The organism is Pedococcus dokdonensis (assembly GCF_900104525.1).
Taxonomy (GTDB): Bacteria; Actinomycetota; Actinomycetes; order Actinomycetales; family Dermatophilaceae; genus Pedococcus; species Pedococcus dokdonensis.
Genome location: NZ_LT629711.1, coordinates 169,995 through 193,793 on the forward strand (window position 1 = coordinate 169,995; position 23,799 = coordinate 193,793).

Genomic DNA, 23,799 nt, shown 5'->3' on the forward strand with positions numbered 1-23,799 from the left:
CCAGCCTCCCGAGCGGGTCGGGTGCCGGCGCGCCCGGTATGCCGCGGGCGAGCCTCAGTCCCGCAGCGTCGCCTTGAGGGCGTGCACGAGGCCAGGGGCGATCTCGTCGCCGAGCGCGACCTTGTCGTCGCTGTCGTTGGCCCGCTGGCGCAGGAGGCACCGGCTCTGCCCGTCGCGGGTCACCGCCACGAGCAGGCGCACGTCCTGACGGCCCGGGTGTGCGGCCAGCGCGTCGACCGCCGACTCGGAGTGGTCGGGCAGGTCACGCTCCGCCTCCGGCGGCACGACGATCCGCTCGACCGCCAGGGCAGCCCCCACCACACTTTCGGGCCACGCGATCCCGCCGAGCAGGCTCTCGAGGTTGGAGGTGCGGGGCAGGTTCTCCTGCTCGATGGCGCTGAGGGCGCCCTCGGCGAGGTCGGAGCCGCGCATCTGGCCGCGCAGGTGTGGCTCGCGGTCGAGCAGGTCCGCGGTCGGCACCAGGGCGAAGAGCCGCGGGTTCTGGTCCCACCCGGAGGCGGCGACGTGCCGTTCGGTGTCCAGGGCGGCGATGGACAGCGGGTCGGCGACGGGGCGAGAGGTGTGGCTCACGCGCCCATGGTGCCGCATCTGGCAGACCCCGTCCGCATCCGCCCGGCCCACACCTCCCAGTCCTTGCACAGGTCGTGCCGACCCGTGTCCCAGGCGTGCGTGGGAACCCCAGGCGCGCTCGGTAAGTTGGACCCATCACAGGCGACCACCGAGGGAGGTCGCGCGAACGATCGGGCGTGGTGTGAGTTCTTCTGAGTGGTTCGGCCAGGGTGAGCCGGGAGCCGAGGGTGGTCGGCCAGAGGGCACGCCACGCGGTGGGGGTCCTGGCGGGCGTCGCCCTCCGACCCTGACCTTCAACCGCCGTCGCGGTCCGCTCGTGCCGACGTTGATCGTGCTGGTCGTGCTCGGCTTCGCCGTCTCGCTGCTCGCCTCGCTGTGGACGGAGGTGCTGTGGTTCGACTCGGTCGGCTACCGCCAGGTCTTCACGACCGAGCTCTTCACGAAGGTGCTGCTGTTCGTCGTCGGGTTCGTCATCACGGCAGCCGTCGTGGCTTCGAGCCTCGTCATCGGCTACCGGACGCGGCCGATCTACGCACCCGTCACCGCCCAGCAGCAGAACCTCGACCAGTACCGCGAGGCCATCGAACCGCTGCGCAAGATCGCGATCTTCGCGATCCCCGGCATCCTCGGCCTGCTCGCAGGCACCGGGGCGGCGGGGCAGTGGCAGACCTACCTGCTCTGGCGCAACGGGGTGTCGTTCGGGACGAAGGACCCGCAGTTCGGGCTCGACCTGTCGTTCTTCATGTTCACGCTCCCGTGGATCCAGTTCCTCCTCGGCTTCCTCACGATGGCCCTGGTCATGGCGACCCTGGCCGCAGCCTTCACGCACTACGTCTACGGCGGCCTGCAGATCCAGTCGCGCGCGGAGCGCACCTCGCGCGCAGCCCGCACCCACCTCGCGATCCTCGTCGCAGCGCTCGTCCTGGTGCGGGCTGCGACCTACTGGTTCGACCGGTATGCGTTGTCCACCAAGGACTCCCGACTCCTCACGGGCATCGGCTACACCGATGCCCACGCCGTCCTGCCGGCCAAGGCGATCCTCGCCATCTCGGCGCTGATGACGGTCGGACTGTTCGTCGCCTCGATCTGGTCGCGCTCGTGGCGGTTGCCGATCGTCGGGGTGGCGCTGCTGCTCATCACCTCGATCGTCGTGGGCAGCATCTACCCCGCGCTCTACCAGCGGTTCAAGGTGAAGCCGTCGGAGAAGTCGCTCGAGCAGCTCTACATCGACCGCAACATCAAGGCGACCCGCACGGCCTACGGCATCGCGGACGTGAAGACCGAGGGTTACACCGCGACAACCGAGGCGACCCAGGGTCAGCTGCGCGACGACGCCGAGACCATCCCGGGCATCCGCCTCGTCGACCCCATCGTGGTGTCGCCGACCTTCAAGCAGCTCCAGTCGGTGCGGTCCTACTACGCCTTCCCGGACGCCCTCGACGTCGACCGCTACACCGTCGACGGCAAGGTCCGCGACACCGTCCTGGCGGTGCGCGAACTCGACCTCAACGGCATCCCCGCCAACCAGCGCAACTGGCTCAACGACCACACCGTCTACACCCACGGCTTCGGGCTGGTGGCGGCGTTCGGCAACCAGCGCACCACCGACGGGCAGCCCGTCTTCTACGAGCGGAACATCCCGCAGGCCGGTGAGCTGCCCGACTTCGAGCCGCGCATCTACTTCGGCGAGCAGTCGCCGTCCTACTCCATCGTGGGAGCCTCGAGCGGCAGCAGCCCGCGCGAGTTCGACTACCCGGACACCAGTGCCGCCGGCCAGAAGAACAACACCTACACGGGCCAGGGTGGTGTCGCGCTCGGGTCCTTGCCGCGCAAGCTGGCCTACGCGTTGAAGTACCGCGAGCTCAACCTGCTCCTGTCGGACGCGGTCAACGACAAGAGCCGCATCCTTGACCACCGCCAGCCCCTCGAGCGGGTCGAGCGGGTCGCCCCGTGGTTGACCCCCGACGGCAACCCCTACCCGGCCGTCGTCGACGGCAGGGTGCAGTGGATCATCGACGGCTACACGACCTCGGCCGACTACCCCTACTCGCGGCTGACCGACCTCGACACCGCCACCTCCGACTCGGTGACGGCGAGGTCCAGTGCGGTCACCACCATCGGCCGCGGCCAGGTCAACTACATCCGCAACTCGGTGAAGGCGACCGTCGACGCCTACGACGGGTCGATCAAGCTCTATGCCTGGGACGACAAGGACCCGCTGCTTCGGGCCTGGAGCAAGGCGTTCGGCAACACGGTGCTTCCGATGAGCCAGATGAGCGGCGACCTGATGTCGCACATCCGATACCCCGAAGACCTGTTCAAGGTGCAGCGGCAGACCCTCGCCAAGTACCACGTCACCGACGCCGCGTCGTTCTACGGCGGCCAGGACTACTGGCAGATCCCGGAGGACCCGGCGCAGGAGGCCAGCGTCGTGCAGCCGCCGTACTACCTGACCCTGAAGATGCCCGACCAGGACGACGCGCGCTTCTCGATCACGACGACGTTCAAGCCGGTCGGAGACCGGCAGATCCTCACCGGCTTCCTCGCCGTCGACGCCGACGCCGGCAACACCAAGGGTCAGCGCAGCAGCGACTACGGCACGATGCGGCTGCTCACCCTGCCCAAGGACAGCCAGGTCAGCGGTCCCGGCCAGGTGCAGAACGAGATCGGGTCGTCGAACGCGACCTCGCCCGACTCCGCCCTCAACCTGAGCCAGTTCCTCAACAACGCGCGCCAGAGCGGGTCGAGCGTGACGCTCGGCAACCTGCTGACGCTCCCGGTCGGGGGCGGTCTGCTCTACGTCCAGCCGGTCTACGTCCGGGCCAGCGGCGACTCCGGGTACCCGCTCCAGCGGGCCACCGTCGTCGCGTTCGGTGACAAGCTCGCCTGGGCCTACACGCTCGACGGCGCGCTCGACGGGTTGTTCGGCGGCAACTCGGGCGCGACGGCCGGCGACTCCGGCTCGACGCCCACGACACCGCCGACAGGCGGCACCCCGACCACCCCGCCCACCACCGACGAGGCTGCCCTCGCCGAGGCGCTGGCCGACATCCAAGCCGCGTACGACGCGGGTCAGAAGGCGCTCAAGGCCGGTGACTTCGCGGCATACGGCACTGCCCAGAAGCAGCTCGACGACGCCATCAAGCGCGCCGTCGCGGCTGCGCCCCAGGGCGGTTCGGTGACCGTCAAGCCGTCGCCGTCCGCCACCGCCAGCCCGACCGGGACACCCACCAGCACGCCCACGACGACGTCCACGCCCTGACGGACGGCTGACCAGCGAGACGGAGGCCCTGCAGCAACCGATTTGGTTCGTCTGCAGGGCTTCCCGTAAGGTGGTGTCTACCGACGCGGGGTGGAGCAGCTCGGTAGCTCGCCGGGCTCATAACCCGGAGGTCGCAGGTTCAAATCCTGCCCCCGCTACCACGAAGTAGCAGGTCAGAGGCCCTTTCCCATCTGGGAGAGGGCCTCTGGCGTTGGTCTGTGTAGCCAAATGTGTAGCCAGTCGAGCGTGAGAAGGGCCGGGACGCGTGGGACGCACCGGGACGGCTGGGCCGACGCAGAAACCATGAGACACCCGGCCGGACGCGTGACGAGACCGTTTCGGGGTGTCGCCGGGTCGGTTTCCGGGCGATCGCCGACACGGCCCGCAGGGCCGAGTACGGCCGTCCCATACCGTTCCCCCTGGAGACGTGATTCCGGCTGAGATCGGGATCTCGACCAGGACTTGAGGGGCGAGCTCGGGCGGTGGCGTGAGGTCCAGGCATGATGTGGCCGGTAGTCGGAGCTTGTTCGGGCATGGCCGATTTCCCGACAGGGCCGGGGGCTCCTCACACCGGCATGTCGTGCGTTAGGTCTCGTAGAATCGGGACGCGGCGTGCATGCCGGTTACGTCCTCCCGCATTACCGTTCCCTGCCGGGCTGAGTCGCTCAGGACCCTCCCCGGCTGACCGGCGCGCATCTTCCGCCAGACTGAGAGCGGGCGCCACTTCGTGAGACGGACGTAGTTCGAAAGGACTGTTTCCGACTGTTACCTCTTAAAGAGTTGGCAAAGGCATTGTTTGCGTGGTCTTGTCTGCATCAGAGTCCTCGCTGATCGCCCTCGCCGGGGAAGGGCACCTGATTTGCAGGGGTAGGACATGTCAGCTGTGCTGTCGTCGCGTGTGCTGTCGTCGTGGTTTATCGGTGGGCGGTTGCGGCCGGCTCTGCGCACGGCGGTGATGGCGGTTGCTGCGGCGTTGACGGTTACGGTGGCCGCTGTAGAGCCAGCTGCTGGTGCGGTGCCTGCCGCGGCGACGCCGAAGGTGGAGAAGGTCACGTCTCGCTCGGATGTGGTGTCTGCCCGGGTGACTGCGCGGGCGCAGGGATCTCGGGTCGAGGTCGAGTCGCTGCGTGATGAGACGTCGACGACGTGGGTGAACCCTGACGGGACGATGACGACCCAGGCCCACGGCGGCCAGATCCGGTTCAAGGACACCAAGGGGGCGTGGCGCGACGTCGACCTGACTTTGGCGGAGGCTGCGGACGGCACGGTGGCGCCGAAGGGGCACCCGCAGGGGTTGTCCCTGGCCGGAGCCCGAGTCCCTGACCTACTCCGGGACCGTCCAACCCGTCAAGCAGAGCGTCGACGCCAACGGGAACCCGATCGAGGACGAGAACGGGCCTGTCTACGAACCCGACGGGCCCGCGCTGACCAACCAGCCGTGGCTGGCCTGGTCGGTCACCCACGACGCCCAAGGACGGGTCAAGTCCGAGCTCACCGGCCCGTCCGCCGGGTTCGACGGTAACCCCGGCGTGCACGACCCAGACGACATCACCGGCTACGACGTCAGCGACGCCGCCATCGGGTACGACCGCAGCTACGCCTACGACGGGGCCGGTCGTCTCGCCAGCGTGGCCGACCACACCGCCAGCGACCACGGCGCCGACCTGGACGCCTCACCCTGTGTGGTACGGGCCTACACGTTCGACAACAACGGCCGCCGCAAGACCCTCACCACCGCCACGCACAGCGACGGTGACTGTGCCGGAACCACCGGAGTGACCAGCACCAGCGCGTCATTCGATAACTACGACACCGCCGACCGACCCACCCTCGGCCAAGGCGGCGTTGGCCAGTACGTGTACGACGCGCTCGGGCGGCAGACGGCGCTGCCGGCTGTGGACACCCCTGACTACGCCACCGACACCACCGCCGGCGGCATCACGCTGGGGTACTTCGACGACGACCTGCCCCGTTCTGTCGCTCAGACCGTCGCCGGGGTCACGACCTCCACGGTGTTCACCCTCGACGCAGCGGGTCGTCGATCCAGCGCGACAACGACGACCGGTACGGCGACGTCGACCTTGGTGCGGCACTACGCCGATGGGTCGGACAACCCCGCTTGGACCGACAAGGACGGCATCATCACCAGGTATGCCGAATCAATCGGCGGTGACCTCGGACTCACCTTGGCCGCCGACGGCTCAGCCGACCTGACCCTGGCAAACCTGCACGGCGATGTTGTCACCACGGTCCCGATCAGTGCCGCCGCGACCAACAGTGACGCCGCCGCCGGGATCGACGGGTGGTCCGACTTCACCGAGTACGGGGCACCCCGCACCGGCTCCAGCACGACGACGACTGGCGGGTCGCTTGGGTATGGCTGGCTCGGCGCGAAACAGCGCTCCACCACCACCGAGACTGCAGGCCTGACCCTGATGGGCGACCGGCTCTACAACGCAGTGTCAGGTCGCTTCACGAGCCTCGACCCCGAACCCGGCGGCAACGCCACTGCGTACGCCTACCCCAACGACCCAATCAACATGTACGACCTCGACGGCCACTGGAGCGTACGTAAGGCATTCTGGAAAGGCGTCGGCTTCTTCAGCGCTCGTCAATACATCACCGCGACAGGCTACGCGTCGAAGTTTGACGGTAGGGGAGTGAGGAGGTCCCTCTGGCCGTCGGCCGCAGGCAACTACAGCTACGAAGTGTCCGCTAAGCAGTCATCGAGTCGATGGGGGGGATCGTTCGGGAGGCATGCCGTGAGGGCTTTCCGTAGCCGAGCGTTCCGCTTCGGGGCACGGGCTTTCGGCAGGACGGCCGGTTGGCAGGTCACGGCCGTGGCTACAGGACTCGACTACTATCACAGTCGGCCCAAGTGGCGACCTCGGCAGCACCTGAGCGAGATGCGCTCAGCTTGGGGCAAGCCTGTCAACGCTGCGTTTGGCTGGGCGACCAGGAAATTCTGGAGCAAGGCAAGGGGTGCGTACTGAAATGGCGAAGCACCGTTCCGACAGCCGGCGAGAGTCCGACTTCTCGCTCGGCCCCCGCGGCTGGATTCTGGCGATAGGGACGGCTGTCTTCGGACCTCTTTTCCTCATTCATTACGTTACTGAAGGTCGACCTCTGGCTGCCGTTGTGGCCGGTGTCCTGAGCGTTCTTGCACTGCTGACGCTCGGCTGGGTCACGCGGCATCGAGGTGATGGATGAAGGGGACGAGCTGTGTCGGTTGCGTTGTCGAACCGCGGTAAGCCAGGGCGGGCATCCAGCCGCTTAGAGGGCGCAAGTCGACGGCAGCCGGTGTACCTTACATAAGATCGGTTATTGGCGCGACGAATCGGCTTGCGCGGCAGGCAGTTTCAGGCATCTCTCTACAGCGCTACCTCGCGCTGTTGGTCGAGTCGGCGCGCGATGCTCGATTGCTCGCCGCGTAGACGCCTGCTGGAGCGCCTGGCCTTCGTGAACGTTGCCAGCACGAGAAGAATCGACATTAACGCCGCAAGAAGGCCGACGACCAGGCTGACGTCGCGGGCGATCGGGCCCTGGCCCAGTGGTTGCGTCGCGCGCGTTGACGTAGGTGTGAAGGGCTGACTGTGCGATGTAGGCGGGTATCGCGAGGCGTGGCGCCAGCCCAAGGGGGCGTCGCCGGCGGCCAAGTACCATCACGGCCCCCAGCACCGCTGACGCCAAGCAGGCCATGACGACATAGGCGACCACGTCACTGAGGAGCCCGGCGACATCGACCCGGGGAGCGCCGTAGATGCCTTGCAGCAGATCAGCGAGGTAGTACGCAAGGACAGCCGGGCCCAAGAACGCGAACCCACTCAACTCCGAGCTCACCGGCCCCTCCGCCGGGTTCGATGGCAACCCAGGAGTCCACGACCCGGACGACATCACTGGGTACGACGTCAGTGACGCCGCCATCGCCTACGATCGCTCCTATTCCTACGACGCCGCCGGCCGGCTGGCCAGCGTGAGTGACCACACAGCGACGGATCACGGTGCGGCCTTGGACGCCTCCCCGTGTGCGGTGAGGTCGTACACCTTCGACACCAACGGGCGCCGCAAGACCCTCACCACCGCCACGCACAGCGACGGTGACTGTGCAGGCACTACCGGGATGACCAGCACCTGCGCGTCATTCGACTACTACGACACCGCCGACCGACCCACCCTCGGCCAAGGCGGCGTTGGCCAGTACGTGTACGACGCCCTGGGTCGGCAGACCACGGTCCCCGCAGTCGACGCCCCCAAACCCGGCAGGGGGGAACATCACCGTCGGCGGGTATGCCAAGCAGGTCAATGGCCAGACGTGTCTGCAAGGCGGGGAGGTGTAGCCAAATGTGTAACCGGGAGGTGGCGGGACGCATCGAGACGCGGCGTTACGACGGGGACGCGGCGCTGAGATTTCGTGCGGCAGGAGAGAGAGTGCGGGACGTGTGAGACGTGAGCTCGCCGGGCTCATAACCCGGAGGTCGCAGGTTCAAATCCTGCCCCCGCTACCAAACGCGTCAGCGACAGAAGGCCCGGACCACTGGTCCGGGCCTTCTGCTGTCCCGCCCAACCCCAACGTCCTGCCACCTGGTCGTCACCGGACCTGTAGCCGGGAGGGTCCGGTGACGACCAGGTGGCAGGACGTGGGGGGCTCAGGCGGCGGGCAGCCGTTCGATCAGGTACTCGCGCAGCGTCTCGCGGTGGTCCGCCTCGAGCGCGCCCTCGGCGCCGACGAGGGCGGGGAGTCCACTGCGTCCGGTGACGTGGACCCCGGCGACCGCGAGGTCGCCGTCGTCGGGGACGGAGGCGTCGACGAAGCACATCACGCCGATGACCGGCACGCTGGTGAGCTCGACCTCGTCGAGCAGTGCCCGCACGATCTCGACGCGACTCTGGGTGGCGGACACGGTGGTGTTCATCGGCCGACCGTCGACGACCAGCTCGTGGGTGTCGTGGTCGAGCTCGTCGACGACCCGCACCTCGACGGAAGCGTTCTTGGCCCGCACGACGTCGATGACGTAGACGCCACCCGCCCCGAAGGCGAGGTGGGCGATCCGGCCGCGCCGACCCGGCATACGACGATCGTGCAGGGCGAGCACGCCACCCTCGGACGCGGAGTCCAGGAAGGCGCGCATCGCCGGGTCGGACTGGCCGGTGGAGCCGGGTTCGCGGCCCCGCGACGGACGCAGGGCCAGCAGGCCGGCCGGCAGGATGGTGCGCCGACGGTGAGAGGGCACCGCGACGGCGGCAGCCTCCGTGACCGCCGCCTCGACGTGCGCCACGGGCGCCTCGGCAACCGCGACGGGCGCCTCGGCAACCACTGCGACCGTGACGGCGGCCGCCGGTGCGACGACCGGCGCAGGAGCGGGGTCGGTATGCGGCGTGGTCGCCGCGGTGCCCGGGCTCGGCTCGGTCGGGGTGGCGGTGGCAGGTCCGTCCGCCGGAGCCGGAGCGGGATCGCTGGGCGCATCCGGCCCAGCGGGCTCAGCGGTGGCAACGGGCTCGACGCGGGCAGTCGTGGAGATCTGGACCGCCACCAGGGGGGTCGGCGCGGCCGTGAGGGTCGACACGGGGGCGGCCGGCGGCAGGGTCACGGTCACACCGGCCTCGCGCTGCCACGAGGGGAGCGACGAGGGGGAGGACGGGCCCCAGTCGGCGGGGATGACGACGGCGACCGGCTCCGGGACCTGGCCCGAGTCATCCTGGGACGGCGTCGAGGTCGGGGTGGCGACAGCGTCCGTGGCGGCGACGGCGTCCGTGGTGTCGTCGAGGTCGTTGGCCTCGGGATCGCCGGAGAAGGCGGCGACGCAGTCCAGGCACACGACCAGGCCGGGCTGGCGGGTGGTCCCCGCGCGCTCACCGGCAGGGACGACCTGTCCACACCCGCACACACCAGCCTCATCCAGCCGGACGACGTGAGGCACCATCGGCGCCCACCCCCTTTCGAGGTCGCCACTGTCGCACCCGCAGCGGCGTCCTGACTGCTCCTCGGCCGCGATACCGGCAGATGGACGGAGCCTTCGGCATACGTTCGGGCGAGTCAGGTACGGACTCGGTCCATTCGCCTGCGGGATCGGGGCGCGGTGCGTAAAATCACGCGACCGGGCAGCAGTGGCAGGTCACCAGGTGACCTCCTTGCAGCCCGTGTGCGTGTCCGGCTCGACCTGCAGGGTCGCGTGCTCCACGCCGAACTCCGACCGCATCACCTGCATCGCCCGGTCGAGCACCCCGTGCGCGTCGGCGCTCTCGAGGGTGACCAGGTGGGCGGTGGCGACGTTCATGCCGGAGGTGAGCGTCCAGACGTGCAGGTCGTGCACGTCGGTCACCCCGTCGACGGCGGCCAGGGCGTGCGCCACCGTGTCGGCGTCCATCCCCGCCGGGGCGTGCTGCCCGAGGACGCCGAGGACCTCGCGGCCCAGCAGCACCGCCCGGACGGCGACGAAGACCGCGATCGCCAGGGCGACGACGGTGTCCCACCACGCACTGCCGGTCGCCGCGACCAGGGCGCCCGCCGCGATGACGCCGACCGAGCCCAGCGTGTCGGCGACCACCTCGAGGTAGGCGCCCTTGACGTTGAGCGACTCGGCCGCCCCACCACGCAGCAGGGTGAGGCAGACGACGTTGACCACGAGGCCGAGGCCGCCGACGAGCAGCATCGGGCCGGTGGCGACCTCGGGGAGTCGCCGATCCGGCCGAGGGCCTCGACGACGATGTAGACCGAGACGCCCAGCATGAGCAGGACGGCGAGCCCGGAGGCGAACACCTCCGCGCGGTAGGAGCCGAAGGTGCGGCGACCGGTGCTGTCGGGCCGGGCTGCGATGCGGGTGGCGACCAGGGCGGCGCCCAGGGCCACCACGTCGGCTGCCATGTGGCCGGCGTCGCTGAGCAGCGCCAGCGACCCGGCGAGCACGCCGGTGACCAGCTCGACGACGAAGAAACCGGCCACCAGCACGAATGCGGTCCGCAGCCGCCAGCGGTGGGTGGCACCCGCGTGCCCCTGCCCGTGGCCGTGACCGTGCGACCCGCTCACGGCCGCGCCATCGGAGAGCCGGGCCGCACCACCGGGGCGGGGGAGTCGGCTGCGTCGGTCCCACGTGCGCAGCGCATGCCCCGATCCTAGGCCAGCCACGCGGCACACCCGGTCGTGTCCCGCGAGCCGGCGTTCGTGCACGGCACAAGGGCCGGCGAGGTACCATCGACGTGGACCGGCTCCCGGCCGCACCGCACATCTGGCGCTCAGCGCCTGGCGGGCTCTGCGACCGCAGGTCGTCGGTTCCACGCCATCGACCGGCCGTCGCGGACGGCAGGTCGGCCCGCTCCAGACCATGGGGCGACCCAAGGCCAGGCCCTCGGACCCGGTCGGCACGGCGTCCACACCGCCCCCACGGCGCGGTGAGTCGTTCGCTCGGCCCGCACGTCGCGGGCACCCGTTCAGGAGGAACACTTGGCTCAGCGAGGCCAGCGCCAGTCCGGCGGTCAACGCCAGTCCGGCGGTCAGCGACCCGCCCAGCGCACCCAGCGCCGCGGACGCCCACTCGACAACGAGGGCATCATCCCCGTGCTCGCCCGCGCCGTGCGCGAGGTCGAGACCGAGGCGCAACGAGGTCGGGTCAAGCCTTCGGGACGGGCCAAGTTCCAGGTCGTGGCGCTGCTCGTGCGGGAGGAGCGCGCCCGGGTCAAAGCCGATGCCGAGATCGGCGGTGCCGAGCGTGAGGCCCAGCTCAAGCGGCTCGACGGGATCGCGACGATCCTGGCCAAGACCGCGGCCCGTGACACCTCCCTCCTGGTGCTGCTCGCCGAGGAAGCCGTGGTGAGCGATGCGGCGGCGAACCTGCGGCGCGACATGCTCCGCGCGGCCGGTGTCGAGGCCGAGCCGGAGCCGGTGCTCGAGGAGGACCCCGAGAGCCTGCCCGCCACTCCCGAACGGCCTGCCGTGCCGCAGTCGGTCGTGTCGCGCCAGCTCGCGAACCCGTTCCTGGCGCCTGACTTCAGCGCCGTGGTGCCCCGCCGGGCCACGACCGGTCGGCTGAGCAGCTGGGAGCTGCTGGGCCCGCTGTTCCGCGCCTTCGAGTACGGCGGCGAGTCGTCCTGCATGCCGCTGCCCGAGCCCACCTCGGTGCTGCGCGGGGCCGGTGAGCTGCAGCTGATGCGCCACCAGGGCCAGGTCGTCGCGGCCGCCGCGGCCGGCCACCGGAGCTTCCTGCTGGCCGACGAGCCGGGCCTGGGCAAGACCGCCCAGGCGCTGCTCGCCGCCCAGGCCGCCAACGCCTACCCGTTGCTCGTGGTGGTGCCCAACGTGGTCAAGGCCAACTGGGCTCACGAGGCCGAGCTGTGGACGCCGCGCCACCCCGCGACCGTCATCCACGGCAACGGCGACACCGTCGACGGGTTCGCCGACATCGTCGTCGTCAACTACGAGGTGCTCGACCGCCACGTCGGCTGGCTGGGCGACCTGGGCTTTCGGGGCATGGTCGTCGACGAGGCGCACTTCATCAAGAACAAGACCTCACAGCGCTCGCAGCACGTGCTGCAGCTGGCCGACCGGATCCGCCAGCGCACGCCCAACCCGCTCCTCATGGCCCTCACCGGCACCCCGCTGATCAACGACATCGAGGACTTCAAGGCGATCTGGCAGTTCCTCGGCTGGATCGACGACAAGAAGCCGCGGCACGCGCTGATGGCCGCCCTGGAGGAGACCGGGCTGACTCCGGCCGACTCCGGCTTCTACTCCGCGGCCCGCACCAGCGTCATCGAGCAGGGCATCGTCCGTCGGCGCAAGGTCGACGTCGCCGCTGACATCCCTGCTCGGCGGGTGGCCGACCTGCCGGTCGAGCTCGACGACGACGCGGGTCGCTCGATCCGTGCCGCCGAGCAGGAGCTGGCCCGCCGCCTCGTCAAGCGCTACCACGCAGCCCTCGAGGCCCGCACGTCCGGCGTCGTCGTCGAAGGCATCGACCACGACCTCGTGCGCCGCGTCGCCACCTGGGAGCGCGAGGAGGGCAGCAAGGCCAAGTCGGGCGACAACGTCTTCACGGTGATGCGCCGGATCGGCCAGGCCAAGGCCGGCCTCGCCGCCGACTACGCCGGCCAGCTGGCCCGCAGCGTCGGCAAGGTCGTCTTCTTCGCCAAGCACATCGACGTCATGGACGTCGCGGAGGAGACCTTCGCCCGGCGCGGCGTGAAGTTCTCCTCGATCCGCGGGGACCAGACCGCCAAGGTGCGCAAGGCCAACATCGACGCGTTCATCAACGACCCCGAGGTGGCGATCGTGGTCTGCTCGCTGACCGCGGCGGGGGTCGGCCTCAACCTCCAGGTCGCCTCCAACGTCGTCCTCGCGGAGCTGTCCTGGACCGCAGCCGAGCAGACCCAGGCCATCGACCGCGTCCACCGCATCGGCCAGGCCGAGCCGGTCACCGCGTGGCGGATCATCGCCGCGCAGACCATCGACGCCAGGATCGCCCAGCTGATCGACAGCAAGGCCGGCCTGGCTGCCCGGGCTCTCGACGGGTCGGACGAGGAGGTCGGCTCCTCGGCGGACGTGCAGCTCGAGGCGTTGGTGGCGCTGCTCACCGATGCCCTCACCGAGGAGCTGGGAGCTCCCGACGCCGCCGACGCGCTCCCGCTCCCCGGCGCCCCTGCCGACGGTGCGGAGCAGCGACCGGCGACGCCGGCCGCACCGGCCTTGGCGGCCAACCTCTTCTCGACCACCGAGCTCTCGACCACCCAGTAGGGGCCCCTCCGGACCCCTAGGCGGGCCAGCGGTTGCGAGTGACCTGTCCGCCGGCCACCGATGCCGTCATGGCCACCGGTCCGTCCGGCAGCACGTAGAGCTCGTACTCGCCCTCGGTGACCGACGGATAGACGAGGGAGTGCACCACACCGTCGCCGTCGGGGCGGGCCACCACCCCCACGTGCGGGTATGCCGCGGACGCGTCGTCGTGCCCGTGTTCATGCTCCCCGTGGTGGTCGTGACCATCGTCATGGCCGTGGTGGTGGTCGTGGTGGTGGTCATGGTCGTGGTGGTGGTCATGGTCGCCGAGGCGGTGCGCCGCGGTGGCGGTCGCGCCGACGGGGCGCAGCTCCACCTCGAGGCCGTCGGTCTCCGCCGGCATGACGACGACGAGGGCCCCCACGTCGCCACCGATGTCGAGCAGCACCGGTCCCTGGCCGGCATACGGGTTCTCGGATGTTCCGCCCATGGCGGGCTCCCTCCGTGGAGGTCGCGGCGGCGGCCGCTGGTGGACCCGGCCGCCGCCACGACGTCGGTCAGGCCGCGGGCGTGCCGGGCATCGTCTGGTAGCCCCCGGCCGGGTGGCCGAGGTAGGGGAACGCGCCCAGGTAGGGGGCGTTCGTGTTGGACGTGCCGTCCTTGACGACGCTGGCTGCCCCGTCAGGGGTGAAGCCCGGGTCGACCAGCGGGATGGTCGCGCCGGCGATGGCCCGGAGCTCGATCGTCACGACGTCGTCGATGATGCGGCGGCCGTTCGGGAACCCGGCAGCATCACCGGCCACGAGCCCGATCGGGTTGGGGTTCGCCGTGGGCGGGATGGCCACGTTGAGCCGCAGCATGTCGGCCTGGGTGCTCCCGGTGTAGTTCTGGAAGCCCGGGACGACACCCTTCGGGATGCCCGTGAGCAGGATCGCGAGGAGGTCAGCGCGGTCCTTGGTGTAGGCGGCCAGGTTCGGGAAGACCCCCGGGTAGAGCGCCGGCAGCAGCTTGGCCAGCTCCGGCCTCGCGACGTACTTCGCGAAGGCGGAGTCGTCGTGCGGCTGCGTGGCGTTCCAGCGGTCCTTCCGGGCCATCGGGGTGATGACCTCGTTGAACAACGGGTTCCCGAGCCGGGAGACCTGGCTGAACGGGCCGCGCCACGAGTGCCGGCCGTACCGGCCGTCCCAGATCCGCGATTTCTGCCGGCTCGCCGTCGCCCAGACCCCGATGACCGATCCCGGGTCGAGCGGGTCGGTGGGCCTGGAGGGCCGGCGGGTGAGGTCGGTGATCGGCACCTGGATCGCGATGCTGTGCACGTTGAGGCCCTGCGTGCCGTTGACCCCCACCGCGGCCGCCGACGGGATCAGGTGCAGGTTCTGGAAGGGGCGCAGGGCGCCGAGGTCGAAGATGCTGCCCAGGTCGACGAAGAAGCCCTCGGCGCGCTGTCCCGCGAAGACCTTGCGACCGCCCTGGATCGAGTGGATCGCCTGGTTCGCGAGCTGGGGGTAGTTCGGCGTGCTGCGGATGCCGATGTTGACCGGTGGGCACAGCAGCTTGCTGGCCAGGAGCCGACCCCGCTCGCCCCGCGCGACGCGGGTGACCGAGTAGGACTGCGGCCGGTTCCACGCGGTGTCGGTGATCTTGGAGATCGGGCCGGTGTTGTAGAGGAACGTGGAGTCGTTGCGCACGGTGGTCGCGAACCGGAACTGGTAGGTCACGTCGGCCCGGGCGTCGCCGCGGTTGCTGACGTGGATCTCGTAGAGCACGTCGTCGCCGAACTCGTAGAAGTTGGGCCCGCCCTGGGGGTTCTGGAACGGGATGAAGTTGGCGATCAGTGTGACGGTGTCAGGCCGGTCAGGGCTGACGAAGGCGTAGACGTCGGTGTTGTCGGCGACCGGGTCCTTGGAGACCTCGGGGGCTTCGCGGTGCGAGGACATCGTTCACTTCCTCGCGGCTCGGGCGAGTCGGCGCACGAGGTCGGTGTCGTGCACGACCACCTCGTCCTCGCCGAAGAGGATCGAGATGCGCCCGGAGGCGACGTCCTCGACGTGGGCGACGAGCGGTTCGCCGTCCGGTGCGGATTCGTCCGGTCGGTGACCGGCGGGGGTGGCCGGGGCGGCGAGCGCCCCGGGGGCCGCGGCGACGGCCGCCGCGGCAGCGGCGCTCGACCCGGCTGCTGCCAGGAAGATCCGCCGAGAGGTGTTGCTCATGCTGACTCCTTCGGTCTGCGCGGGCGAGTGTGCTCCCGCGCGTGCGGTGGCCGCGTCAGACCCGGAACGCCCTGCAGACGTGACCCACCTCACATTCGAAGGCGGCGGCCAGTTGGATTGCTACTGCAGCAGTCGACTCAGCTCGGCAGCAGCCGCGGCGACCCCGTGCCCGAGCGGCCGGGTGCCCTCCCCGACCTCGAACTGCGCGCCACCCCCGACGTACACGGCGAGGCCCGGCCGGGCGGCGTGCAGCGCGGCGACCGTCTCACGGGCCGCGACGACGTCGGCGGCGGTGGGGGCGCCGACCACCACGGCCGCGGTGTCCCGCTGCTCCACGACCCGCACCCAGTGCTGGGCCGGCAGGTCCGCGCCCAGGTAGACGACGTCGAGGCCGGCGCGACGCAGCAGCACGGCGAAGGCCAGCATCCCGAGCTCATGGTGCGCGTCGCGAGGCAATCCGACGGCGACCCGGGGGCCGCCCGCCGAGGCGGCGCTGCGCATCTCGGCACCGAGGCGACGGTGCACGGTGGCACTCACCACGTGCTCGCCGGCCACGTCGATCCGCCCCGCCCGCCACTGCAGCCCCAGCATCTCCAGAGCAGGCATCAACCAGACCTCGACGACCTCCTCGAGCGGGCCCGCAGCGAAAGCCGCGTCGACAGCCGCGTCGACCGCCGCAGGGTCGAGCTCGGCGGCTCCCCGGACCAGTGCCGTGACGTCCCAGGCGCCGGAAGCGGGCTGCTCGGCGGCACCCTCGGCCACGGTGTGGTCCATGGCCGCCGGCCAGCCCGCCGTCGCCTCCGCCACCGCACGACGGGCACTGTCGAGTGGTCTCGACCCGTCGCCGCGCTGCTGGTGCTCGGCCCGGTCCCTGGCCCGGAGGTAGGCCTCCCAGGGTGCCTGCCGCTCGTCGCTCGACGCCGCGCCCTCCAGGCGCAGGTGCTCGGCCGCCTGGCTGGGCGACCAGCCGGCCGCCACCAGGGCCGCCATCGCCCGCAGCAGCTGGAGCCCCTGCTCGTCGTAGAGGCGGTAGCCCCCGTCGGTGCGCACGGGGCGCACGAGCCCGTAGCGGCGTTCCCAGGCCCGGATCGTGGCGGACGGTACGCCGCTCAGGCGAGCAGCATGCCCAATCGTGTACACCATGGCAGCGTCCCACACCCCTTGTGCAAAGCATGGACGAACGAGCAGGTGAACGACCTTTCGGGCCGTTCGGCTGACAGGATGGCGGCATGAGCCGACCCCTCCTGCCCGAGGTGGCGCCGGGCAGGGTCGTGGGGGTCGACGTGGCTCGCGCGCTGGCCCTCGTCGGCATGATGGCCACGCACTTACTGCCCGGACTCGTGGGCGCCCGGGTGCCGTGGCCCCAGCAGGTGGCCGGCGGGCGCGCCTCCGCCCTGTTCGCGGTCCTGGCCGGTGTCAGCGTCGCCCTGGTGAGCGGCCGGACCGAGCCGGTCCGGGGCCGCGCCAGGTATGCCGTGTGGGTCAGGCTGGTCGTCCGCAGCCTGCTCATCGGCGCCGTGGGGCTGGCTCTCGGGCTGGTCCCGACCGGCATCGCGGTGATCCTCAGCTACTACGCCGTGCTGTTCCTCCTCGGGCTGCCGTTCGTCGGGCTCCGCGCCCGAGCCCTGGCCCTGCTGGCGGTGGTCTGGGCGGCGGCTGCCCCCGTCCTGTCCCACCTGCTCCGGCCGCACCTGCCGGCGCACGAGGTCGGCAGCCCGACCCCCGGCTCGCTGCTCTCGCCGCTGCGCCTCCTCAACGAGCTCGTGTTCGTCGGCTACTACCCGGCCGCCGTCTGGCTGGCCTACCTCTTCGCCGGGATGGCGATCGGCCGGTCGGACCTGCGCCGCCCCCGGACCGCTGTGACCCTGCTCGCCGGTGGTGCTGCGCTCGCCGTGACCGCGACCGTGCTGTCGCGGACCCTGCTGGCCCGCGGGGACGCCACGGCGGCGCTCGCCCGGACCTTCCCCGACGAGCGGGTCGCGGGTGACCCCGAGCTGCTCGCCGCGACCCTGACGCACGGCCTGCACGGCACGACACCCACCGGCTCCTGGTGGTGGCTGGCCACGGTGGCGCCGCACTCCAGCACGCCGCTGGACCTCGCCCAGACGATCGGCAGCGCGATGGGTGTCATCGGGCTCTGCCTGCTGGCGACGCGGTGGCAGCCGCGGGCCTGGGCCGCGTTCCTCGGCGCAGGTGCCATGACGTTGAGCCTCTACTCGTTGCACGTCGTCATCACGGGCCAGGGGTGGTGGCCGGACCTGGAGTCCCCGGGCGACTACGGCGACCAGGTGCTCATCGTGCTGGCGACCGGAGCGGTCTTCGCGCTGGTCCCGCTCCGTGGTCCACTCGAGTCGCTCGTCGCGGCCGCATCCCGCTGGGCCGCTGCACCCCTGGCTGAGCCGCTGCGAGAGGACCCGTCCACCATCGACCAGGCAGGGCCGGGATGACCCAATCCGGCGCGCCAGGGGCCCCGAATCACCCTCGACCCGTCACCGAGAACGGATGGACCCTCATGTCTGCACCACGCCGCGCCGTCATCGGCAGCGGAGTCGCCGGGCTCACGGCTGCCCACGTGCTCAGCACGGCCGGCCTGGTGACGCTCTACGAAGCCGACGCCCGTCTGGGCGGCCACGCCGACACCCACGAGGTCTCCGTGGACGGCAGGACGATCGGCGTCGACACCGGGTTCATCGTGCACAACGACCGCACCTACCCCACCTTGCTGCGCCTCTTCCGCGAGCTGGGTGTCCAGACGCAGGAGTCGGACATGAGCATGTCCGTCCGCGACGACGAAGCGGGCCTGGAGTATGCCGGCGCGCGGGCTGCCCGGGGCCTGTTCCCCCGCGCCGCGAACCTGGCCAACGGCAACTACCTGCGGATGCTGACCGAGGTCAGGAAGTTCCACCGCGAGGCCAGGGCACTGCTGGCGCGGGACGAGACCGACGCGGACCGCGACGAGACCCTGGGGTCCTTCGCGCGGCGGTGCGGCTTCACCGCATACTTCACCCGTCACTTCCTCGAGCCCGTGGTCGCGGCGGTGTGGTCCTGCGACCCGGGGGTCTCCCTGCAGTACCCGGCCCGCTACCTCTTCGAGTTCCTGGACCACCACGGCATGCTCACCGTGTTCGGGTCGCCCACCTGGCGCACGGTCACCGGCGGCTCGCACAGCTACGTGCAGGCCCTGGCCGCCGGCATCGACGACATCAGGCTCGCCACTCCCGTGCGGTCGGTGCGGGAGACCACAGACGGTGTCGTGGTGACCGATGCCGCCGGTGCAGCGGACGTCTACGACTCCGTCGTCATCGCTGCCCACCCCCACCAGGCGCTCGTGATGCTGGCTGAGCCCAGCCACGTCCAGCGTGAGGTCCTCAGCGCGATCCGCTACTCCAGCAACGTCGCCCAGCTGCACACCGACGAGTCGGTGCTGCCGCGGTCGTCCGGTGCCCGTGCCTCCTGGAACTACTGGCGGAGAGCCGAGGCCGAGGGCACGGGGGTGCTGGTCACCTACGACCTCACCCGCCTGCAGCGTCTGGACGTGACCGATCGTCGGTTCCTCGTCACACTGAACGGCGTGGACTGCGTGGACCAGGACCTCGTCATCGACACGATGCACTACGAGCACCCGCTCTACACGCCGGAATCCGTTGCAGCGCAACGCCGACTGCCGGAGGTGAACACCGCCCGGGTGGCCTTCGCTGGCGCCTATCACGGTTGGGGTTTCCACGAGGACGGCGCACGGTCGGGCGTCCTCGCCGCCGAGGTGCTCGGCGTGCCCTGGACCGAGGGCGGGGTGTCCGCCGCGGGGCGGCTGCCCGACGACGACCTCGAGGAAGTGGGTGCCCGGTGAAGGCTCCCGCCGTCACGCGCATCTACGCCACCTCCATCGTCCACGCGCGCACGACCCCGCTGCGACACAGCTTCCGCCACCGCAGCCACACCTGGCTGGTCGACCTCGACGACCTGCCTCGACTGGGCTGGTTGCGGAGGCTCGCCAGCTTCGAAGCGCGCGACCACCTCGGATCGCCCCAGCTCACCCTGCGCCAGAACCTCGACACGTTCCTCGCCACCGAGGGCATCGACCTCGAGGGTGGGCGGATCCTGATGCTCGCCATGCCCCGTGTCCTCGGCACGGTGTTCAACCCGATCAGCGTCTACTGGTGCCACACGGCCGATGGCCGGCTCGCCTGCAACGTGGTCGAGGTGCACAACACCTACGGCGACCGGCACGCCTACCTCGTGCACGCGGACGACCAGGGCCACGCCGAGGTCGACAAGGCGCTCTACGTGAGCCCCTTCAACGACGTGTCGGGGCGTTACCGCCTGACCATCCCCGCCCCGGGTGAGACCGTGCGGGTGCAGGTCGTGCTGGAGCGCCCCGACCACGCCCCCTTCGTCGCCGGGCTCCGTGGTCGTGCCCTACCGGTGCGGTCCGGGACCGTGCTGAGGCTGGCCATCACCCAGCCCCTCGAACCACTCGCCGTCGCCGCGCGGATCCGCTGGCACGGCATCCGACTGTGGTTGCGCCGCCTGCCGGTCCAACCACGCCCTTCCCACCACCAGGAGGCAGTTCAGTGACCACCGCCACCGCCGGGCTCTCGACCCGACCCGTCATCGACGCGGGCCGCTGGCCCGACCTCACTGCTCGCCGTGCAAAGGTGCGTCGGGCCGTCGAGGGCGCCATCGCCCGCAGGATCTTCCTGTCCGTGGCGCGGCGGCTCCCCGTGCGCATCCAGCTCGGCCGGGAGGCGATCGTCGGCGGCGCCGCCACCGACCCGACCGCACCGCTGATGGTGATCGAGCGCCCGGAGAGCTTCTTCGCCGCCCTCGGCGCCGGTGGGTTGATCGGCTTCGGCGAGTCCTACATGACCGGGGACTGGAACGCTGACGACCTGGGTGGCCTGCTCGAGGTCTTCGCTGCGCAGATGGGGACCCTCGTCCCGGAGCCGCTGCAGAAGCTGCGGGCCTTCTACGTGGCCCGGGCTCCGCACACCGACAAGAACACGACGACCAACGCGCGCAACAACATCGCGCGACACTACGACCTGTCGAACGACATGTTCGCGACGTTCCTCGACGGCACCCTCAGCTACTCGTCCGCCCTCTTCGAAGGCGCCGAGGACGTGGGTCGGCCGGTGCGCGACGAGGTGGTCACCACCAGCGTGCCGTCTTCCGCCCCCACCTGGTCGCTGCTGCCCGACGCCCAGCGCCGCAAGATCGACCGCATGCTCGACTCCGTCGGGGTGGGTGAGGGCAGCCGGGTCCTGGAGATCGGCACCGGGTGGGGCGAGCTCGCCATCCGTGCGGCCTCGCGCGGCGCCCGGGTCCTCTCGGTCACCCTGTCCAGCGAGCAGCAGGCCCTGGCTCGGGAGCGGATCGCGGCGGCCGGCCACGCCGACTCGGTGGACGTCGAGCTGCTCGACTACCGGCTCGTCGAGGGGCAGTTCGACGCGGTCGTCTCGGTCGAGATGATCGAGGCCGTCGGCCACGAGTACTGGGGTGAGTACTTCCGCAAGATCGACAGCGTCCTGGCACCGGGCGGCAAGGTCGCGGTGCAGGCGATCACCATGCCGCACGACCGGATGCAGGCCACGAAGTACACCTACACGTGGATCAACAAGTACATCTTCCCCGGTGGGTTCCTCCCCTCGACGGAGGCGATCATCGACGTCAACCGGGGGCAGACGAGCCTGCGCGTCACCGAACGGCTTTCCTTCGGGCAGCACTACGCCGAGACGCTGCGGCTGTGGGACGAGCGGTTCATCGCCGCCCTCGACCGCGTGCATGCGCTCGGGTTCGACGAGGTGTTCGACCGGATGTGGCACTTCTACCTGGAGTACTCCCGCGCCGGGTTCCGCTCCGGCTACCTCGATGTCCAGCAGCTCGTGCTCCAAAGGAAGGCCGCCTGATGACGACGATCGACGCGGTCGAACCCAGCACTGCCACAAGGGCTTCCGGCATCGCAGGTGAGATCGCCGACGCGCTCGCGCCGTTCGTGGGCGGCGAGCTCCCTGTGCGGCTCAGCGCCTGGGACGGCAGCACGGCCGGGCCCGCGGACGCCCCTCACGTCGTGCTGCGCTCACCGCGGGCGCTGCGCCGGCTGCTGCGGCACCCCGGGGAGCTGGGCGCGGCCCAGGCCTACGTCACCGGTGAGCTCGACGTCGAGGGCGACCTCGACGAGGCGCTCACCCACGTGTGGGCGGTCGCGCGCGAACGCCGGCTCGGCGGCATACGTCCGACCCCTGCGGCGATCGCCGCGCTGCTGAAGGTCGCTCGCGGAGCCGGCGCCCTCGGCCTGCCGCTGCCCGCACCGGCCAGCCAGGCCGCCCTCAGCGGTCGGCTGCACAGCCTCGGCCGCGACCGGCAGGCGATCCACCACCACTACGACCTCTCGAACGACTTCTACAGCCTCATCCTCGACCCGCAGATGGCCTACTCGTGCGGCTACTGGCGGTCGGAGGACGACGGCTACACCGTCGAGGACGCCCAGCGCGACAAGTTCGAGCTGGTCGGCCGCAAGCTCGGGCTCGCCCCCGGCGCGCGCCTGCTCGACGTGGGGTGTGGCTGGGGCTCGATGAGCCTGTATGCCGCGGAGCACTTCGGCGCGCAGGTGGTCGGCGTGACGATCGCCGCGGAGCAGAAGCGGTTCATCGACGCCCGGATCGCCGAGCGGGGCCTGCAGGACAAGGTCGAGATCCGGCTCCAGGACTACCGCGCAGTGCCCGAGGGGGACTTCGACGCCGTGGTCTCCCTCGAGATGGGGGAGCACGTCGGGCAGCGCAACTACCCGACCTACGCCAAGGTGCTGCACGACCGGGTGCGGCCGGGCGGCCGCGTCCTCGTCCAGCAGATGTCACGACGGGGTCGGCACCCCGGGGGAGGTCCGTTCATCGAGTCCTTCATCGCCCCCGACATGCACATGCGGCCGGTCGGCGAGACGGTCGACCTGATCGAGGGCTCCGGTCTCGAGGTCCGCGACGTGCACGCCCTGCGCGAGCACTACGTGCGCACTGTCGCCGCATGGCACCGCACCTTCGAGGACCACTTCGACCAGGTCGTCTCTCTCGTCGGCGAGGAGGTGGCCCGGGTGTGGAGGCTCTACCTCGTGGGCGGGGCGATGGCGTTCCGTGAGGGGCGGATGGGGGTCGACCAGATCCTCGCCGTCCGCCCCGACCATGGCGTCTCTGACGTCGAGCCGGTGCGACCGGCGGGCTGGTCCTGATGTTCGACGGCTCCAACTTCCTTGCGGTCACAGGGTTCTCGCTCCTCGCCGTCGTGGTCCTGATGGCCATCACAGCCTTCGAGGGGCACCGCCAGGGCCGCGTCAGCGTCGTCGACACCACGTGGGGGCTCGGGTTCGTCGTCGTCGCCGCTGTCGCCGCCGTGGTCGGCGACGGGGCTGGCTGGCGCCGCGCGGCGCTGCTGGTGGTCGTGGCCGTCTGGGGGCTGCGACTCGCGTGGCACATGCACCGGCGCAACAGCGGCAAGGGTGAGGACCCGCGCTACGCAGCGATGCTCGAGAAGGAGCAGGGCTACCCGACCCTCGTCGCGATCCGCAAGGTGTATGCCGTGCAGGGGCTCGCGGTGTGGTTCGTCTCGCTGCCCATCCAGGTCAGTGCCGCGGCAGGTGACGGAGTCGTGGTGGTCGCTGTCGCCGGGCTGCTGCTGTGGCTGCTCGGCGTCACGTTCGAGTCGCTGGGAGACAAGCAGCTCAAGGACTTCAAGGCCGACCCGGCCAACAAGGGCAAGGTCATGGACCGCGGCCTGTGGTCGTGGACGCGGCACCCCAACTACTTCGGCGACTCGTGCGTTTGGTGGGGGATCTGGCTGGTCGCCGCGAGCGCCTGGCCCGGCGTCCTCACCGTCCTCTCGCCCGTGGCGATGACCTACTTCCTGGTGTTCGCCACCGGGGCCCGGCTGCTGGAGCAGCACATGGCCGAGCGACCCGGCTACCGCGAGTACCAGCAGCGCACCAGCTACTTCATCCCGCGACCACCTCGACGCTGACCGGACCAGGCCCGCGCAAACGTCCACAG

The 23,799-nt window shown here is 70.6% G+C and carries 15 protein-coding genes, 1 tRNA gene and 1 pseudogene; 10 read left to right on the forward strand and 7 right to left on the reverse strand.

Annotated elements, in window-relative coordinates:
- Positions 1-54 precede the first annotated feature (54 nt).
- The gene (locus BLQ34_RS00895) at positions 55-609 is read right to left on the reverse strand and encodes a PPA1309 family protein (RefSeq protein WP_091789006.1); all 555 of its coding nucleotides are present in this window, start codon (positions 607-609) and stop codon (positions 55-57) included.
- Between the two features lie 298 nt (positions 610-907).
- Here BLQ34_RS00895 and BLQ34_RS00900 point away from each other — a divergent pair, with 298 nt between their 5' ends.
- The 3 genes from BLQ34_RS00900 (at position 908) to BLQ34_RS00910 (ending at position 6,846) form a co-directional block, all read left to right on the forward strand.
- Entirely contained in the window at positions 908-3,853 is a 2,946-nt protein-coding gene (locus BLQ34_RS00900) for a UPF0182 family membrane protein (RefSeq protein WP_231961381.1), read from the forward strand.
- A gap of 84 nt (positions 3,854-3,937) precedes the next feature.
- Positions 3,938-4,014 (forward strand) — tRNA-Met (locus BLQ34_RS00905).
- A gap of 1,368 nt (positions 4,015-5,382) precedes the next feature.
- Complete coding sequence (locus BLQ34_RS00910; RefSeq protein WP_091780259.1) at positions 5,383-6,846, forward strand: RHS repeat-associated core domain-containing protein; 1,464 nt, start codon at positions 5,383-5,385, stop codon at positions 6,844-6,846.
- Positions 6,847-8,499: 1,653 nt separating this feature from the next.
- Here the strand turns inward: BLQ34_RS00910 and BLQ34_RS00915 are convergent.
- The gene (locus tag BLQ34_RS00915; RefSeq protein WP_091780262.1) at positions 8,500-9,738 is read right to left on the reverse strand and encodes a hypothetical protein; all 1,239 of its coding nucleotides are present in this window, start codon (positions 9,736-9,738) and stop codon (positions 8,500-8,502) included.
- Positions 9,739-9,966: 228 nt separating this feature from the next.
- A pseudogene (locus BLQ34_RS00920) lies at positions 9,967-10,877 on the reverse strand (cation diffusion facilitator family transporter).
- A 414-nt stretch (positions 10,878-11,291) separates the two neighbouring features.
- Between BLQ34_RS00920 and BLQ34_RS00925 the strand changes: the two are divergent.
- Complete coding sequence (locus BLQ34_RS00925) at positions 11,292-13,577, forward strand: DEAD/DEAH box helicase (protein WP_091780265.1); 2,286 nt, start codon at positions 11,292-11,294, stop codon at positions 13,575-13,577.
- Positions 13,578-13,593: 16 nt separating this feature from the next.
- On the opposite strand, the gene BLQ34_RS00930 is transcribed toward BLQ34_RS00925, so the two are convergent.
- The 4 genes from BLQ34_RS00930 to BLQ34_RS00945 form a co-directional block, all read right to left on the reverse strand.
- A complete protein-coding gene (locus BLQ34_RS00930; protein ID WP_091780268.1) occupies positions 13,594-14,046 on the reverse strand; it encodes a hypothetical protein in 453 nt (150 codons plus the stop codon).
- Between the two features lie 67 nt (positions 14,047-14,113).
- Entirely contained in the window at positions 14,114-15,493 is a 1,380-nt protein-coding gene (locus BLQ34_RS00935) for a DUF4331 domain-containing protein (RefSeq protein ID WP_091780271.1), read from the reverse strand.
- Between the two features lie 3 nt (positions 15,494-15,496).
- Positions 15,497-15,766 carry a hypothetical protein gene (locus BLQ34_RS00940; protein ID WP_091780274.1) on the reverse strand — a complete coding sequence of 90 codons (270 nt, stop codon included), beginning with the start codon at positions 15,764-15,766 and terminating at the stop codon, positions 15,497-15,499.
- A 120-nt stretch (positions 15,767-15,886) separates the two neighbouring features.
- Positions 15,887-16,909 (reverse strand): MerR family transcriptional regulator, encoded by a 1,023-nt coding sequence (locus BLQ34_RS00945; protein ID WP_157692840.1) that lies wholly within the window; start codon positions 16,907-16,909, stop codon positions 15,887-15,889.
- An 86-nt stretch (positions 16,910-16,995) separates the two neighbouring features.
- Here BLQ34_RS00945 and BLQ34_RS00950 point away from each other — a divergent pair, with 86 nt between their 5' ends.
- From BLQ34_RS00950 to BLQ34_RS00975, 6 genes are all read left to right on the forward strand, one after another.
- Complete coding sequence (locus tag BLQ34_RS00950; protein ID WP_091780281.1) at positions 16,996-18,213, forward strand: heparan-alpha-glucosaminide N-acetyltransferase domain-containing protein; 1,218 nt, start codon at positions 16,996-16,998, stop codon at positions 18,211-18,213.
- A gap of 65 nt (positions 18,214-18,278) precedes the next feature.
- Positions 18,279-19,613 (forward strand): NAD(P)/FAD-dependent oxidoreductase, encoded by a 1,335-nt coding sequence (locus BLQ34_RS00955; protein ID WP_091780282.1) that lies wholly within the window; start codon positions 18,279-18,281, stop codon positions 19,611-19,613.
- Positions 19,610-20,341 (forward strand): DUF1365 domain-containing protein, encoded by a 732-nt coding sequence (locus BLQ34_RS00960; protein WP_091780285.1) that lies wholly within the window; start codon positions 19,610-19,612, stop codon positions 20,339-20,341. Before BLQ34_RS00955 ends, BLQ34_RS00960 begins: the two co-directional genes overlap by 4 nt.
- Positions 20,338-21,672: an SAM-dependent methyltransferase gene (locus tag BLQ34_RS00965; protein ID WP_172829330.1), complete on the forward strand. Its 1,335-nt coding sequence runs from the start codon at positions 20,338-20,340 to the stop codon at positions 21,670-21,672. The genes BLQ34_RS00960 and BLQ34_RS00965 overlap by 4 nt, the downstream gene beginning before the upstream one ends.
- Positions 21,672-22,985 carry an SAM-dependent methyltransferase gene (locus tag BLQ34_RS00970; protein WP_091780288.1) on the forward strand — a complete coding sequence of 438 codons (1,314 nt, stop codon included), beginning with the start codon at positions 21,672-21,674 and terminating at the stop codon, positions 22,983-22,985. The genes BLQ34_RS00965 and BLQ34_RS00970 overlap by 1 nt, the downstream gene beginning before the upstream one ends.
- A complete protein-coding gene (locus tag BLQ34_RS00975) occupies positions 22,985-23,770 on the forward strand; it encodes a DUF1295 domain-containing protein (protein WP_091780292.1) in 786 nt (261 codons plus the stop codon). The genes BLQ34_RS00970 and BLQ34_RS00975 overlap by 1 nt, the downstream gene beginning before the upstream one ends.
- Positions 23,771-23,799: the final 29 nt, after the last annotated feature.